Source organism: Blautia sp. HCP3S3_B11 (genome assembly GCF_052064435.1).
Taxonomy (GTDB): domain Bacteria; phylum Bacillota; class Clostridia; order Lachnospirales; family Lachnospiraceae; genus Blautia_A.
Genome location: NZ_JBQHVP010000017.1, coordinates 1 through 16,420, shown reverse-complemented (window position 1 = coordinate 16,420; position 16,420 = coordinate 1). Strand labels below are relative to the sequence as shown.

12 protein-coding genes and 1 rRNA gene are annotated in these 16,420 nt (G+C 42.5%); 10 read left to right on the top strand and 3 right to left on the bottom strand.

From position 1 onward, the window contains the following. Positions 1-14 precede the first annotated feature (14 nt). From glgB to ACTNC0_RS13630, 7 genes are all read left to right on the top strand, one after another. Positions 15-1,898 (top strand): 1,4-alpha-glucan branching protein GlgB, encoded by a 1,884-nt coding sequence (glgB, locus tag ACTNC0_RS13660; RefSeq protein WP_441087797.1) that lies wholly within the window; start codon positions 15-17, stop codon positions 1,896-1,898. Between the two features lie 239 nt (positions 1,899-2,137). After that, positions 2,138-2,371, top strand: coding sequence for a polya polymerase (locus ACTNC0_RS13655; RefSeq protein WP_118511845.1), 234 nt, complete (start codon positions 2,138-2,140; stop codon positions 2,369-2,371). 177 nt (positions 2,372-2,548) lie between these two features. Further along, entirely contained in the window at positions 2,549-3,694 is a 1,146-nt protein-coding gene (locus ACTNC0_RS13650) for a GTP-binding protein (RefSeq protein ID WP_441087796.1), read from the top strand. Between the two features lie 94 nt (positions 3,695-3,788). After that, positions 3,789-4,739 carry a TIGR03943 family putative permease subunit gene (locus ACTNC0_RS13645; RefSeq protein ID WP_441087795.1) on the top strand — a complete coding sequence of 317 codons (951 nt, stop codon included), beginning with the start codon at positions 3,789-3,791 and terminating at the stop codon, positions 4,737-4,739. An 11-nt stretch (positions 4,740-4,750) separates the two neighbouring features. Further along, positions 4,751-5,332 carry an aminoacyl-tRNA hydrolase gene (gene pth / locus ACTNC0_RS13640; protein WP_441087794.1) on the top strand — a complete coding sequence of 194 codons (582 nt, stop codon included), beginning with the start codon at positions 4,751-4,753 and terminating at the stop codon, positions 5,330-5,332. A 369-nt stretch (positions 5,333-5,701) separates the two neighbouring features. Further along, a complete protein-coding gene (gene mfd / locus ACTNC0_RS13635) occupies positions 5,702-9,025 on the top strand; it encodes a transcription-repair coupling factor (protein WP_441087793.1) in 3,324 nt (1,107 codons plus the stop codon). A gap of 107 nt (positions 9,026-9,132) precedes the next feature. Next, positions 9,133-10,437 carry a peptidylprolyl isomerase gene (locus ACTNC0_RS13630; RefSeq protein WP_441087792.1) on the top strand — a complete coding sequence of 435 codons (1,305 nt, stop codon included), beginning with the start codon at positions 9,133-9,135 and terminating at the stop codon, positions 10,435-10,437. Positions 10,438-10,658: 221 nt separating this feature from the next. Here the strand turns inward: ACTNC0_RS13630 and ACTNC0_RS13625 are convergent, their stop codons facing one another. Genes ACTNC0_RS13625 through ACTNC0_RS13615 form a run of 3 tightly spaced genes read right to left on the bottom strand, consistent with a single transcriptional unit; the run spans position 10,659 to position 13,815 of the window. Then, positions 10,659-11,720 carry a GGDEF domain-containing protein gene (locus tag ACTNC0_RS13625; RefSeq protein ID WP_441087791.1) on the bottom strand — a complete coding sequence of 354 codons (1,062 nt, stop codon included), beginning with the start codon at positions 11,718-11,720 and terminating at the stop codon, positions 10,659-10,661. Between the two features lie 60 nt (positions 11,721-11,780). Further along, complete coding sequence (locus ACTNC0_RS13620) at positions 11,781-12,581, bottom strand: HAD family hydrolase (RefSeq protein ID WP_441087790.1); 801 nt, start codon at positions 12,579-12,581, stop codon at positions 11,781-11,783. Then, complete coding sequence (locus ACTNC0_RS13615) at positions 12,571-13,815, bottom strand: DUF4317 domain-containing protein (RefSeq protein ID WP_441087789.1); 1,245 nt, start codon at positions 13,813-13,815, stop codon at positions 12,571-12,573. Before ACTNC0_RS13615 ends, ACTNC0_RS13620 begins: the two co-directional genes overlap by 11 nt. A 173-nt stretch (positions 13,816-13,988) precedes the next feature. Here ACTNC0_RS13615 and ACTNC0_RS13610 point away from each other — a divergent pair, with 173 nt between their 5' ends. From ACTNC0_RS13610 to ACTNC0_RS13600, 3 genes are all read left to right on the top strand, one after another. Beyond that, positions 13,989-14,507: a nitroreductase gene (locus tag ACTNC0_RS13610; RefSeq protein ID WP_441087788.1), complete on the top strand. Its 519-nt coding sequence runs from the start codon at positions 13,989-13,991 to the stop codon at positions 14,505-14,507. A gap of 249 nt (positions 14,508-14,756) precedes the next feature. Next, positions 14,757-15,176 (top strand): acylphosphatase, encoded by a 420-nt coding sequence (locus ACTNC0_RS13605; protein WP_441087787.1) that lies wholly within the window; start codon positions 14,757-14,759, stop codon positions 15,174-15,176. A 939-nt stretch (positions 15,177-16,115) separates the two neighbouring features. Continuing rightward, positions 16,116-16,420 (top strand): 16S ribosomal RNA (locus ACTNC0_RS13600); the annotation flags it as partial.

The window sequence follows — 16,420 nt, the reverse complement described above, 5'->3', positions numbered from 1 at the left end:
AGGGAGGACTCCAGATGGGCGAGAGTATGAAATTTACGGATTTAGACCAGTATTTGTTTGGACAGGGAACCAATTACGAAGTATATAAGAAATTGGGCGCTCATCCTACTACATATCGAAGAAAAAAAGGCGTATATTTTGCGGTCTGGGCACCAAATGCCCAGTCAGTATCTGTAATTGGTGAATTTAATGACTGGGATGAAGAGGCCAGTCCGATGAAGAAGGTAGGACCGATCGGTGTCTATGAAGTGTTTGTTCCGGGAGCCAAGATCGGACAGTTATATAAATTCTTTATCGTAGGAGCACATGGAGAGAAGCTTTATAAAGCCGATCCGTATGCAAATGCGGCTGAGAAGCGTCCGGGAACGGCATCAAGGATTGTAGACATTACAGATTATAAATGGAAAGATGCTACATGGATCAAGAACAGAGAGAAGTTTGACGAGACAGTACAGCCGATGGCAATCTATGAAGTTCATCCGGGTTCCTGGGTGAAACATTCGTGGACAGAGGAGAATGAAGAAGGATTCTATAATTATCGGGAACTTGCACATTCTCTGACTGCATATGTAAAAGAGATGGGTTATACTCATGTAGAATTAATGGGAATCGCCGAGCATCCGTTTGATGGTTCCTGGGGATATCAGGTAACCGGATATTATGCACCGACTTCCAGATACGGAACACCGCAGGATTTCAAATATATGATCGATTATTTCCACCAGAATAAGATTGGCGTTATTCTTGACTGGGTACCTGCACATTTCCCGAAGGATGCCCATGGTCTGGCAAATTTTGACGGAACTGCAGTATATGAGCATGCAGATCCGAGACAGGGAGAACATCCTGACTGGGGAACTAAGATTTACAATTATGGTCGCCCGGAGGTTAAGAACTTCCTGATCGCAAATGCTCTTTACTGGATTGAAGAGTGTCATGTAGACGGACTTCGTGTGGATGCGGTTGCCTCTATGCTTTACCTTGACTATGGTAAGAAAGACGGAGAATGGGTTGCGAATAAATACGGCGGAAACAAGAACCTGGAAGCGATTGAATTCTTTAAACATCTGAATACCGTTGTTCTCGGCAGAAATCATGGAACAGTGATGATCGCTGAGGAATCGACAGCATGGCCGATGGTTACAGGAGATGCTGAGAAAGATGGACTTGGATTCAGCCTGAAATGGAACATGGGATGGATGAATGACTTCCTGGAATATATGAAACTGGATCCATATTTCCGTAAATTCAATCATAATAAGATGACATTCTCCATGACTTATGCATACAGTGAGAGATATGTACTGGTTCTTTCTCATGATGAAGTGGTTCATCTGAAATGCTCCATGCTTGAGAAGATGCCGGGCGAACTGCCGGATAAATTCAAGAACTTAAAGGCGGCATATTCCTTTATGACCTGTCATCCAGGTAAGAAGCTCCTTTTCATGGGACAGGAATTCGGACAGCTTCGTGAGTGGAGTGAGGAGAGAGAACTTGACTGGTTCCTGCTGAATGAGGAACCTCATAAAGACCTGCAGAATTATGTACATGATCTTCTTACTATTTATAAGAAATATCCGGCGCTCTATGCGGCTGATAATGATCCGGAAGGCTTTGAGTGGATCAATGCCAATGACGGAGACAGAAGTATTTTCAGCTTTGTAAGAAAATCGCCGACGAAGAGAAATAATATTCTGTATGTAGTTAACTTTACACCGGTTGACCGTCCGGATTACAGAGTTGGTGTTCCGAAGAAGAAACAGTATAAGCTGATCATGGACGAGCATGGACTGACAGAGCCAAAGACATTCAAGGCTGTGAAACAGGAATGCGATAACAGACAGTTCTCATTTGCATATCCGCTGCCAGCTTATGGAGTTGCAATTTTTGTATATTAAGGTTATTGCTCAGACACAATTATCCTACGGGATATGTTGCTAAGAGCGGAGTGAACAATAACATATTAAGTTTTGACCGGAAAAGGAATTGCGTTATTTATCAATATTATAACTAAGCGTATGGAATACCTGCAAAATTCGTGCAAAATCAATAATTGCTTTTTGTATATAACTGCGTTATAATTAGCGCGAAAATAAGGAATAGAGAGAAAAGTTTACATGTTGAAAGGAGAATGAACATGAAAGTATCTAACATTAAAGATATTGAGAAGTTTTTTGATGTAGTTGACAGCTGCGAAGGAAGAGTAGAATTAGTAACAGGCGAAGGTGACAGACTGAACCTTAAATCCAAATTATCCCAGTATGTATCGCTGGCAAACATTTTCTCAGGCGGAGAGATTCCGGAACTTGAGATCGTTGCATACGAGAAAGAAGATATTGATAAATTAATGAGCTTTATGATCAACGGTTGATCATTAGAATACGAGAGGGGACATGATATTGGATCATGTCCCTTTCTTTGCGTGGGACAGGCTTGAATATGGAAGAAAGCTTGTGTATAATAAATGCGTTACGGACAAATATTTCATATCTGCTTACAAGATAAATTTGTATAAAAAACATAAAAATAGAAAAGGAGAAACAAAACGATGGCAACTAAGATTGATATTATCTCCGGTTTCCTTGGAGCCGGTAAAACTACATTGATCAAGAAGCTTCTGAAAGAGGCTTACGCAGATGAGCAGGTCGTGCTGATTGAGAACGAATTCGGTGAGATCGGTATCGACGGTGGGTTCCTGAAAGAAGCAGGAATCCAGATCCGTGAAATGAATTCCGGATGTATCTGCTGTTCTCTGGTTGGAGACTTCGGAACTTCTCTGAAAGAAGTTGTTGATAAATATCATCCGGACAGAATCCTGATCGAGCCGTCTGGTGTTGGTAAACTGTCAGATGTTATTAAAGCGGTACAGGGTGTTCAGGGAGATGTAGATATCGTACTGAACAGCTACACAACTGTAGTAGATGCAAAGAAATGCAAAATGTACATGAGAAACTTTGGTGAGTTCTTTAACAATCAGGTTGAATATGCCGGCGCAATCATCATGAGCCGTACAGACATCATTGATGAGAAGAAAGCACAGCAGGCTATGGAACTTCTTCGTGGGATCAATGCAAAAGCTGCCATCATCACTACTCCGATCGAGAAACTGGATGGAAAGAAGATCCTCGAGGTTATGGAGAAACCGGTGTCTCTGGAAGAAGAACTGATGGCAGAAGAAGAGGTATGCCCGGAATGCGGACATGTACATGAGCATGGTGAACACCATCATCACGACCATGATGATGAATGTGGTTGTGGACATGACCACGACGAGCATGAACATCATCACCATGATCACGATGATGAATGCGGCTGCGGACATGACCATCACGACCATGATCATCACCATGATCACGATGATGAATGCAGCTGTGGACATGACCACCACCATGACCATCACCATCATCATGCAGATGAAGTATTTACAAGCTGGGGACGCGAGACAATTAAGAAGTATACAAGAGAAGGACTTGAGAAAATGCTCGAAGCTCTTTCTGCTTCTGAAGATTACGGTATCATCCTTCGTGCAAAAGGAATGCTTCCGGCAGAAAATGGAACATGGATCTACTTTGATATGGTTCCGGAAGAAACAGAGATTCGTGAGGGAGCACCGGAATATACTGGCCGTCTCTGCGTGATTGGTTCTAAATTGAAAGAAGATAAACTTGCAGAGTTATTTGGCCTTGCAGAATAAAAAAACGATTACCGCGTCCGGTAATAAAAAAGTTACAGCTTACAGATAAACCGTAGCGCAGTGACAAAATAATCAGGATAAAGGAAATAGAATTATGGATGATATCAGAGTTCCCATTTATTTGGTAACAGGATTCCTGGAGAGTGGAAAGACAACTTTCCTGGATTTTACATTACAGCAGGACTATTTCGCCATTGATGGAAAGACACTGCTGATTCTTTGCGAAGAAGGCGAAGAAGAATATGATATGGATAAACTGAAACTTACAAACACAGTTATAGAAGTGATCGAGGATGAAGAAGATCTGACTCCTCAGCGTCTGGCTGCGATGGATATCATCCATCAGCCGGAACGTGTTGTGATCGAATACAATGGAATGTGGCTTGTAAGTAAATTCGAGCAGATGGAGCTTCCGGACGGCTGGGGTATTGAGCAGGAGATTACCTGCGTAGATGCGACAACTTATCAGGTTTATATGGCAAATATGAAGTCTCTGTTCATGGATATGGTGAGAAATACAGATATGGTTGTATTTAACCGTTGTAAAGAGGGAGATCCGCTTCCTGCATATAGACGTGGAATTAAGGTCGCAAATCAGAGTGCAGAGGTTATTTTTGAGAATGAAGAAGGTGAAATGGACGACATTTTCCAGGATGAGATGCCGTTTGATATTGATGCACCTGTCATTGAGATCCAGCCGGAAGATTACGGAATCTGGTTTGTAGATGCAATGGATAACCCGGAGAAATATGTGGGTAAAACTGTACGCTTTAAAGGACGTGTTATGAAACCTCGTGGAATGGGAAGCAAATTCTTTGTTCCGGGACGTGTCGCAATGACTTGCTGTGCAGATGATACTACATTTCTTGGATATGTGTGCAGAAGTGATAATGCATCTCATATCAAAGAAGGAAGCTGGGTAGAGGTAACTGCAAAGGTTGCTTTTGAAAACCGTACAGAATATCAGGGCGAAGGCATTGTGCTTTATGCAAGTGATGCAAAAGAATGCGAACCTCTGAAAGACGAAATGGTATATTTTAATTAGGAGACGCGCATATGTATTTAGTAGTGGGACTGGGAAATCCCGGGAGAGAGTATGAAGCAACACGTCACAATATGGGATTTGACACCATTGATCATCTGGTAGAGGACTACAATGTTCCGCAGGGTGGCGTGAAATTTAATGCCATGTACGGAAAAACGATGATTGGCGGAGAAAAGGTTATTCTTATGAAACCTCTTTCTTTTATGAACCTGAGTGGCGGACCTGTCCGTGAGATGGCGAATTATTTCAAAATTGATCCGGAGACAGAACTGATTGTTATTTATGATGATATTGATCTGGAACCGGGACAGCTTCGCATCCGTAAGCAGGGAAGCGCAGGTGGCCACAATGGAATTAAGGATATTATCCGTCAGCTTGGCACAGAGAAGTTTCTCCGTATCAAAGTAGGAGTTGGTGCAAAGCCGAAGGGATGGGATCTGGCAGATCATGTACTTGGCAGATTTTCCACAGAAGACAGGAAACTTGTGGATGAAGCAATAGCAAAGGCGGCAAAGGCTGTGGATATCATAATCTCACAGGGTACAGATGCAGCGATGAACGAATATAATAGAAAAGTACCTGCACAGAAGTAAGAAGCAGCAAAGTGGTAAGTTGCACATGCTGGCTGCTTTTAACGGAAGAAAAGGAAGAAAAGCGGTGACTGTTAATGATGCTACAGCAGGAAAACAGGTGCCGCTTTTATCTTGCTACAGTGTTTTGGAACTTTTGGCGTAATATTTTTAACCGAATCAAGCAAGTCCCCTGCGGAGGTTGCGAGGAGCAATAAGCAGTGGGTGGGACTTGCTTGTATCAGGAGGGGTACAAGCCCCTCCTGATAAACTGCGGAGCAGTTATTCGGTGTAGAGTCACGTAGCGAAAGCGGATTGCGAATATCCGATTGACTTACGAATAGCAATGAATGGCAGGAAGATTTATTTATCGGAGACATATAAGAGGTGAATATGAAAGCATTTATGGCACCTCTGCAGGGACTTGCAGAGTTTGAACGGATTAAAGAAAAAAGCAAAACGAATAAGGGAATCCTGCAGGTTTCGGGGTGTATGGAATCGCAGAAATCTCATTTGATGTATGGTCTTTCTGAGACTGCGCCATATCGTCTGATTCTGGCAGAAGATGAACGCCGGGCCAGAGAAATCTATGAAGATTACCGGTTTTATGATAAGAAAATATATTCCTATCCGGCAAAGGATCTTCTGTTCTTTCAGGCAGATATCCATGGAAATCTGCTGATCCGGCAGAGAATGAAAGTAATCCGGGCATTGCTGGAGGAAAAGGAACTTACAGTTGTCACAAGCATTGACGGATGCATGGATTTCCTGGAACCGCTGGAAAAAATAAAAAGCCAGCTGATTCATTATGAAAGTGACAGCACGATAGACATGGATCGGTTGAAAAATAAACTGGTGGATCTGGGATATGAGCGGGTAGGACAGGTGGAAATGCCGGGGCAGTTCTCTGTGCGTGGCGGTATTGTGGATATTTACTGTCTCACTGAGGAAAATCCATGGAGAATCGAGCTGTGGGGGGATGAGATCGATTCTATACGAAGTTTTGATGCTGAGAGCCAGAGATCCCTCGAGAATCTGGAGGAGATTACGATTTATCCGGCAGTAGAACATATCGGGGAATCTGATATGGTTTCTTTCCTGGATTATTTTCCAAAGGAGAAATCGGTTATTTTTCTGGATGAACCGAATCGACTGACGGAGAAAGGTGAAGCAGTAGAAGAGGAATATCGCCAGAGCCGTATGCACCGCGAGGAAAAAGGCAACCAGAATCTGCCGGACAACTGGCTTTGTTCTTTTGAAGAACTTCAGAAAGAATTAAATAAGCGAAACTGTATTTCTGTCTGTGCGCTGGAACCGAAGCAGGCGGGATGGAAGGTCCGGGAGAAATTTTATCTGGAAGTAAAATCAGTCAGTTCGTATAACAGTAGCTTTGAACTTCTGGTAAAGGATCTTCACCAGTATAAGAAACAGGGATACAAGATCGCATTGCTCTCCGGTTCCCGTACCAGAGCTGAACGGCTGGCGAAGGATCTCCAGGAGGAAGGACTGGCTGCTTTTTGCGGGCAGGATTATGACAGGGAGATTCTGCCGGGTGAGATCATGGTGGTTTATGGTCATGCGAAAAAAGGTTTTGAATATCCATTGATCAAATTTGCAGTGATGACAGAGTCGGATATTTTTGGCCAGGAACAGAAGAAGAGAAAGAAGAAAAAGAATTATAACGGAAAGCGTATCCAGGATTTTGCAGAGCTTTCTATCGGGGATCTTGTGGTTCATGAGAAGCATGGGCTTGGTATTTATCGCGGAATTGAGAAAGTGGAAGTGGACAGAATTGTTAAGGATTATATTAAGATTGAATATCGTGGCGGCAGCAATCTTTATATTCTGGCAACTCAGTTAGACTGTCTTCAGAAATACTCGGGCGGTGATACGGCAAAAACTCCGAAACTGAATAAGCTTGGAACGCAGGAATGGAATAAGACGAAAAGCAAGGTCCGGGGAGCTGTCAAAAATATTGCGAAAGAGCTGGTAGAGCTCTACGCGGTACGTCAGGAAAAGGAAGGCTATGTCTGTGGTCCTGATACGGTATGGCAGAGGGAGTTCGAGGAAATGTTTCCATATGAGGAGACAGAAGATCAGCTCAGCGCCATTGAAGATGCCAAGCGAGATATGGAGAGCACGAAAATCATGGACCGTCTGATCTGCGGTGACGTAGGTTATGGTAAAACAGAGGTTGCTCTGCGTGCTGCATTTAAGGAAGTGCAGGAGAGCAGACAGGTGGCGTATCTTGCCCCGACAACTATTCTTGCACAGCAGATATACAACACCTTTGTACAGCGAATGAAAGAGTTCCCGGTACGAGTAGAACTTCTCTGTCGTTTCCGTACGCCGGTGCAGCAGAAGAAAGCGATTGAAGATCTGAAAAAGGGACAGGTAGATGTAATTATCGGAACACATAGAGTCTTGTCGAAGGATGTACAGTTTAAGAACCTTGGACTTCTGATCATTGATGAGGAACAGCGTTTCGGAGTTGCACATAAAGAGAAGATCAAGCAACTGAAAAAGGATGTAGATGTGCTGACTTTGACAGCAACGCCGATTCCGCGTACTTTGCATATGAGTCTCATTGGAATCCGCGATATGAGTGTTCTTGAGGAACCACCTATGGACAGAATGCCGATTCAGACCTATGTTATGGAGTATGATGAGGAGACAGTCCGGGAGGCAATCAACAGGGAACTGCGCAGGGGCGGACAGGTCTATTATGTCTATAATCGTGTTACGGATATTGCGGATGTTGCCCTGCGCATAGCGAAACTTGTGCCGGATGCGAGGGTGGATTTTGCACATGGACAGATGAGCGAGAGAGAACTTGAGAATGTCATGTATGCGTTTGTAAATGGTGATATTGATGTACTGGTTTCGACTACGATCATTGAAACAGGGCTGGATATTTCCAATGTAAATACCATGATCATCCATGATTCCGACAGATACGGACTTTCCCAGCTTTATCAGCTTCGCGGAAGAATCGGTCGATCTAACAGAACGGCGTATGCATTCCTGATGTACAGGCAGAACGCGATGCTGAAGGAAACTGCGGAGAAGCGTCTGGCGGCTATTCGTGAATATACGGATCTGGGAAGTGGATTTAAAATTGCCATGAGAGATCTGGAACTTCGAGGCGCGGGAAATCTGCTGGGTGCACAGCAACATGGACATATGAATGCGGTGGGATATGATCTCTATTGCAAGATGCTCAGCGAGGCAGTCAAAGAGGCAAAAGGAATCCATACAATGGAAGATTTTGAGACATCGATTGACCTCAATATCGATGCATTTATTCCGGATTCCTATATCAGCAATGAATTCCAGAAACTTGATATTTATAAACGAATCGCTGGAATCGAAACGCAGCAGGACTATGATGATATGTTAGAGGAACTTCTGGATCGTTTTGGTGAACCTGGAAAGGCAGTGCTGAATCTCCTTGCAATCGCGAAGTTGAAAGCTATCGCACATCAGGGCTATGTGACAGAAATTAAGCAGATCGGAAAATCAGTGCGCATTACACTTTATGAAAAAGCAAAGCTAAATCCGGAAGGGATTCCGCTTCTCATGCAGAAATACAGAAGAGGTTTGCAGTTTAAGAATGAGCAGGAACCGAAATTTATCCTGGAACCTCAGGGCAGTCTGATTCCTGCACTGACGGAATTTGCAGAAGAACTTAAAAATATGGCTGAAGAGTGTGTTTGAAGATCGTGATAAATATGTGAAATATAGCACTTATTTTTTAATTTACCTTGCCCTCAGCAGGAAAAAAGTTTATACTCTAGTAATAGCACAGTCTGGAAAAGTGGGACATGAAGAAAGACCGGACTGATAATATGGAGGAAGAAATGAAAGAAATGGCAAAGAGAACAGCCGTAGCAGCACTGGCAGGTGTGATGTCAGTTGGTATGCTTACAGGTTGCGGAAGTAAAACATTAGATGGAACAAAAACAGTGGCTACAGTAGACGGAACAGATGTTCCGCTTGGAGTTGTCAGTCTTTATGCGCGTGAACAGCAGCAGCAGACAACCGCCATGTATATGTCTTATATGGGAAGCGCGGATAATATCTGGGATCAGACAGCAGATGAAGATTCTGGAGAGACATATGGTGATCAGGCAGTGACAAGCAGTCTGGAATCCATTGAGAAAATGTATATTCTGAAAGAGAAAGCATCTGATTACAATGTAGAACTTACAGATGAAGAGGAAACAGCAATCGCAGATGCTGCATCACAGTTTATGGCTGCAAATAGCGAAGAGACAATCAAAGAACTCGCTGTAACAGAGGATCAGGTAAAAACATTACTGGAGCTTCAGACAATCCAGAAAAAGATGTATGACCCGGTTGTTGCAGAGGGAAATATCACAGTTTCTGATGATGAGGCAAATCAGACAACCTTTACTTATGTAAGTATCTCTACAAGTGGTGATGATGTAACAGACGAAGATAAGGAAACTAAGAAAGAACAGGCTCAGGAGATTCTTGATAAAATGAAAGAAGATCCGACAGCTGATATGAGCGAAGTTGCTCAGGGAGTAGATGAGAGCTACTCAGCAGTACAGGGCAATTTTACAACTAAAGAAAGCGAAGACGAGGATGAAGACTCCAGCGGGGCAGCATATCCGGACGAAGTTCTTAGTGTTTTACGTGGACTGAAAGACGGAGAGGTTGCAGATGATATTATTGAGACTGATACAGGATATTATGTAGTAAGACTTGATAAGATTAATGATGAGGATGCAACAGCATCCAAGAGAGAATCTCTTCAGAATTCCAAAGAGAGCACATATTACACAGAGACAACAAATCAGTGGCTGGATGATGCGGATGTAAAAGTAGTAAAGAAAGTTCTTAAGACACTTAAGATTACAGATAAACATACTTTTACAGCTCCAACATCGACACCTACTCCATCACCAGAAGCAACACCAGAAGTAACAGAAGAAGCAACACCAACACCGGAGGCTGATGTGACAGAGGAAGCTGAAGCAACTGAGACACCGGAAGCAGAAGAAATAGAAGCAGCAGAAGATACAGAGGCAACTGTAACACCAACAGAAGAAGCTGAAGCTACAGAAACACCAGAAGCAACACCGACAGAAGCTGCGAAATAAGACAGGAAAATTATATTGCTGTATCGCAGAGAAGTGTGGTAATGAATAATAAATATAAGGTAACATAATAAAAGCAGCTATATGGAAAACAAAAACGTTTCTCATATAGCTGCTTTTGCATTGTCAAAATAATATTTTCTGATGAATTGCGCAAAAACCTCGAATCAGGAATACCCTTGTGGATGCCATAAAATGCAATGGTACCGGAAAGTTCTGCAATATCAGGAAATTACGGTATCGCGCCCATGTGTTTTTCCGTAATAAAGCTTATCATCTGCATGTTTGACTAATTCTGAAATACTTGACTGATAGTCGTTTTCTTCTACACCGAAAGTCATAGTTACGTGAACTGTAATATCTTTATAGGTTATGATACATTTGCTGACTGCTATATTAATTTCATTCATGATGGTACTTGCGTTGTCAAGATTCATTCTCGGAAAGAAGAAGAGAAATTCTTCGCCGCCCCATCTGCAGACGTGTCCTGAACCAAGCGTTTTTTCTTTAAAAAGTTCTGCGAGAGATTTTAGAACCTGATCGCCGCAATTATGACCATAAGTATCATTGATTTTTTTGAAAAAATCGATATCACCAATGGCAATACTGAAATTTTCATGAGGATTAGCTTTAATGTGATTTTCCAGAACCTCTTCCATACGGCGTCTGTTATATAGAGTAGTAAGAGGATCGGTTCCGGCCTGTTGTCTTAATTCAATGTTATACAGCATGAGATGTTTCTCTGCTTTCTGAAGATTACCGCTGAATGTCAGACAGATCACACCCATGATCACAAATGATAAAATAGTATTTAAAACTTGTATAATCAGAATATGCGCTTCTGTAAGGACGTATATTGGCGGATAATTCTGACAATGGAAAAACAGTGCCATTCTCAGTATGAATAAAAAAACTGCAAATGCAATTTTGTTAAAGGTTGTATCATACAGGGAAAACATTGAAATTAACATTAGCGGCAGGATAAAGCTGGTACCGCCAACATTCCATCCATAATAATAGATGAAATAAGAAATCCATCCTGTGGAAATGATAACATAAAATAAAAAGTTCCATCGTATAAAGATACGATTCATGTAATGTCTTGCAAGAAGACATGCAGCCAGCCATCCCGCAACAGGAAGAGCATTAACCGGATATCCAAAACGTGTGATACAGACTATAAATAGAAGAAAGTATACAATGTAGATATTATAAGATCTTGTTAATGCAAGGGAAAAATACAAAGGTGTAGTTTCAGCATCAAATTCATGATTAAATATACTCATATTGATTCTCCTGAGCATATAGAAATAACATATTCAAAAATGTTATTTCTATATGCTTTATTAAATAAGGAGGAAATGCTTTAATGCATTAGCGATGCCATTATCCTCGATATTGGTTGTCTGGTAAGTGCAATGAGAAAGAATCAAAGGATCTGAATCACCCATTGCAATGCTGTTTCCGGCAAACTGAAGCATAGGAAGATCATTTGTGCTGTCGCCAAAAGCAAAGGTATCTTTGATTGATACTCCCAGGCGGTCAGCCAGAAACTGGATTCCTGTTGCCTTGCTGCAATTTTTCTGAGTTAATTCCCAGGCTTTATCATCATGGATAAAACACAGAAAATGTTCATCGACAAATTTGCGGAAGGTATCCGTATCAGAGTCTGCGGCAGGAAATGCCAGAAACTTGTCAAATGTAAAACTATGGTAGATTTCGGAAGTGTAGAGAGATAAATCTTCTATTTCAACTTCTGTTTTCAGATTCTGGATAGCACCAGGAAGAGAACAGGATCCGTTATCATATAAAATTTTGTCCGGGCGCTCAAAAAATGCGGGGATCTTGCAATTTCTTAGTATTTCTATTATTTCACGACAGAGTGAATTGGGAATTGAACTGGAAAATAAAAGTTCTCCATTCATATAAATCTGGCTGCCACATCCACAGACATATCCGTCAAAGCCAATCTCTCGGATTATTTCAGGAATCATGGCATAAGTACGTCCGGAGTTGATAAAAAGCAGGTGTCCATTATCGCGGGCTTTTTTTAAAGCAATTCTTGCACTGTCCGGAACAGCCCATGGAAAAGGGGTAAGTAAAGTCTTATCAATGTCAAAAAATAATAGTTTACGATTATTCTGCATCAGATGCCTCCTCTATTGTGTCACTGAATTCATCGTTTGTTTTAATATGGCTTCCGTTGCTGAAATCTTCGCTAAATTTTTCGCTGAATTCCTCGTTCGAAGAATCTTCATTTCCAGTATGTACGCGAATGCCATTAAACTCGACTTCACCTTCCATTGGAATTACAAGACATTTTCGTCCATCAATCACGCGTGTCTCAACGAGATCGGCACGTTCAGGGTCTACGTGAACGACAACATCAGGAGTCTTAATCTCGAATCTTCGTGTATTGGTAATATTAGAAGCAACCAGAGAGGATTTTTCTCCGGCAGTAATTTCATACTGCTCGTCAAAAGACTGTAACTTCTCATCTTCTACGCCACATTCTTCGAAAAGACGTTTCACTTCGGATTTAGTCAGAACTACAGGCTCCGGTTCATCTTTCTGAGCTTCAATCAGGTCGTTTAATTTCTCGTGAATATTTAATACCGTATCATAGCTGCAGTCCTCACCAAGTGTATCTTCGACCAGTGCATTGAAAGAGTCGCGCTGTCCACCGGCGGAGAGGGGGGCATTGCATCCAAGGAGTTCATCAATAAAAATATCTCTGAGTTCATTCGTGTTCTTGCTATAATAAAGAACTCCATGAATATCCGTACTGCGGTCATTAAACTGCGGGAAAAGAAAAGAAACATCCGGAAGTTCTACGATCCAGTCGCGGATGCGGTCCTGAATGCTGTTGGTCTCCGCGTTATAGCAAAGTCCTGCTTTGGAAAGTTTCACCGGGCAGATACAACACATAATGTGTTCGTAAATTTCATCTGAGGCATCAAACATTTCGGAACCATCGGAGGATTTTCCGGGAATGTCATATACTCCATGAATCAGGATAATGTAATAATTCTCCGGATAATCATAGCTTTCGATAATTTTATCGTAAAAACTCTCGACCAGTGCATCGTCTGTAAGTTTGCTTTCTCTCAGTTTCATAAGGAAATGCTGAGTTCCGCCTTCGGATTCCTGCTCAAGAGGAAATTCCATGTTCATCAGGTTCTTCCCGATTGTTCCGGAAAGGGATTTGCGGAAGATATCAAAATATTTGAACATTTCTTCTTCGGAGAGGGAGAGAAATGCTTCTTTTAATTCGGTTTTTTTGTTCTTTTCTCCGTCAACATAGCATCCGCAAATGCGGGTGATAGAGCAGTTCTCTGGTGTGAACTGCTTCTTGATTTCGGAAATTTCTTTTTTGTTCATATAAGTTACACCTCGTAATAGTATACTTTCCATTATAGACTAGATAGGGACTGGGGGCAAGGATGATTTGTCTGTGAAAGTGTGAAATTATAGATGAGTTTTGACAAAGGTGGTGGTATAATATAGGAAAATTTGTTACTGTTTACTATGTGAAAATACAGGAGGATACTGACATGAATGAAACAATGAAAAATCTTTTAGAACGCAGAAGTGTACGTGGATATAAGAAAGATCTTGTGCCGGAAGAGATATTAAATGAGATTCTTGAAGCTGGTGAGTATGCGCCGAGTGGAATGGGACAGCAGGGAACTCTTATGGTAGTGACTCAGAATCCGGAGCTTGTTGCGAAGCTTTCTAAAATGAATGCGGATGTAATGGGGACAAAGAGCGATCCGTTTTATGGAGCACCGACTGTTATTGTGGTTTTTGCTGACAGTGAGCAGGGCACTTGTGTGGAAAATGGAAGTCTTGTTATGGGAAATCTGATGAATGCGGCTCATGCAGTTGGTGTGGATTCCTGCTGGATTCATCGTGCGAGAGAAGTGTTTGCGTCTGAAGAGGGTAAAGCGCTGAAAGCTGAGTGGGGTGTGTCGGAGTCTTATATTGGTATTGGCCATTGTGTACTTGGTTATCGTTCTGGAGAGTATCCGGAAGCTAAGGCGAGAAAAGATGGGTTTGTGATCAGAGTTTGATCGAGTCAGGTGAGTTCCCTTACTTTAACCGAATCAAGTAAGTCCCCTGCTTCAATTGCGAGAAGCAATAAGCAGTGGGTGGGACTTGCTTGTATCAGGAGGGGTACAAGCCCCTCCTGATAAACTGCGGAGCAGTTATTCGGTTATGAGCAAGTAGCGAAAGCGGATTGCGAATATCCGATTGACTTGTGAAAAACAGGGAGCAGGGGTGTATATGTGTAGAGCGACTGATGAGATGAGGATGACTGAGTGAGTATATTTGGTAATAGAAAGAAAAAGAAGTATAGAACTTTTCTTCAGGATTCTGAGACGGGTGCGGATGATACCAGGGAGTATGAGAGGGGCCGGGGAGTCTGGGGGAAGAATAACTTGCAGGAGGGACATGGGTCGGAGATGAGTGAGAATCTGATCAGGAAGCATTATTGGTTTTCGGGGAGAGTGCAGGGGGTCGGGTTTCGGTACCGGGCGTGTTATATTGCGAGTTCTCTGGGAGTGACCGGATGGGTGAGGAATAACTGGGATGAGCGTGTCGAGATGGAGGCGCAGGGGACCAGGGAGGATCTTGCCAGGATGGTGGAGATGTTGTATAGGCAGAGTTTTATTGGAATTGAGGGGGTTGAGGAGGAGGTTGTGCCGGTTGAGGTGGAGAGTGGATTTTATGCTCGTTAACCGCTGATTAAGGTACGCCAAGCCCGCTAGATTATTCCTGTCGGCTCGGTTTCAGGGGATAAGGTACGCCAAGTCCGCCAGATCATTCCTGTCGGCTCGGTTTCGGGGGATAAGGTACGCCAAGTCCGCCAGATCATTCCTGTCGGCTCGGTTTCAGGGGATAAGGTACGCCAAGTCCGTCAGATCATTCCTGTCGGCTCGGTTTCGGGACTTAAGAAAAGCTAAGCCTCGGGAAATCCGCTAAAAGCATTCGCAGATAACTCAAACTCGCTGCGCTCAGACAGTGAGTGATCTGCTCATAACGCGGATTTCCCGGGGCTAAGTTTTTCTAAAGTCCCTGCAAATGTCGCTCGACAGGAATGATCTGGCGGGCTTGGCTGGTTATTGGTAGTGGAAAAGTGGCGGTGGGAAGTTGTTCATTTATAGATAGACTTTCTTATAGGGAAAAAGGAATAGGTGGATAAAAGGAAAGAGGAAAATAAAAAAGTTTGTCAAATTATGAAATTAACTGTTGACAGGGTGAACTTTCGGTGTTATATTAGTTGAGCTGTCGGAAATAATTGTTTCTTTAAATGAGACAATTCGATATGATTTCTGAAAGAAAAAAGAAATTTAAAAAAGTGCTTGACAACTTAAAACGAATATGTTAAAGTAATCAAGTCGCTTGAACAGAGCCGACAATCACTGATCGGAAGAACAGTTCGGAAATCCGAAAGAGTTCGAAAAACTTTGAAAAAACTTAAAAAAGTTCTTGACAAAGTAAAACAGATGTGATAAAGTAAACAAGCTGTCGAAAGACAGACAACCTTGATAACTAAACAGTGAAACACATACGATTCTCGAAAATTCTTTACATTTTTAAGAACGGTTGAATAAACCAAAAACAGTAAAAACGAGAGATAACTAAGCTAGTTGGTTGTCTTGAGTGAATCAAACATTTTATCAGAGAGTTTGATCCTGGCTCAGGATGAACGCTGGCGGCGTGCTTAACACATGCAAGTCGAACGGGAATTACTTTATTGAAACTTCGGTCGATTTAATTTAATTCTAGTGGCGGACGGGTGAGTAACGCGTGGGTAACCTGCCTTATACAGGGGGATAACAGTCAGAAATGACTGCTAATACCGCATAAGCGCACAGGACCGCATGGTCTGGTGTGAAAAACTCCGGTGGTATAAGATGGACCCGCGTTGGATTAGCTTGTTGGTGGGGTAACGGCCCACCAAGGCGACGATCCATAGCCG

Coding starts and splice junctions, on each gene's coding strand:
- ACTNC0_RS13615 (WP_441087789.1), bottom strand. CDS start 13,815: ATGAACAAAAAAGAAATTTCCGAAATCAAGAAGCAGTTCACACCAGAG.
- ACTNC0_RS13620 (WP_441087790.1), bottom strand. CDS start 12,581: ATGCAGAATAATCGTAAACTATTATTTTTTGACATTGATAAGACTTTA.
- mfd (WP_441087793.1), top strand. CDS start 5,702: ATGAAAGCATTTATGGCACCTCTGCAGGGACTTGCAGAGTTTGAACGG.
- ACTNC0_RS13610 (WP_441087788.1), top strand. CDS start 13,989: ATGAATGAAACAATGAAAAATCTTTTAGAACGCAGAAGTGTACGTGGA.
- pth (WP_441087794.1), top strand. CDS start 4,751: ATGTATTTAGTAGTGGGACTGGGAAATCCCGGGAGAGAGTATGAAGCA.
- ACTNC0_RS13650 (WP_441087796.1), top strand. CDS start 2,549: ATGGCAACTAAGATTGATATTATCTCCGGTTTCCTTGGAGCCGGTAAA.
- ACTNC0_RS13645 (WP_441087795.1), top strand. CDS start 3,789: ATGGATGATATCAGAGTTCCCATTTATTTGGTAACAGGATTCCTGGAG.
- ACTNC0_RS13625 (WP_441087791.1), bottom strand. CDS start 11,720: ATGAGTATATTTAATCATGAATTTGATGCTGAAACTACACCTTTGTAT.
- ACTNC0_RS13655 (WP_118511845.1), top strand. CDS start 2,138: ATGAAAGTATCTAACATTAAAGATATTGAGAAGTTTTTTGATGTAGTT.
- ACTNC0_RS13630 (WP_441087792.1), top strand. CDS start 9,133: ATGAAGAAAGACCGGACTGATAATATGGAGGAAGAAATGAAAGAAATG.
- glgB (WP_441087797.1), top strand. CDS start 15: ATGGGCGAGAGTATGAAATTTACGGATTTAGACCAGTATTTGTTTGGA.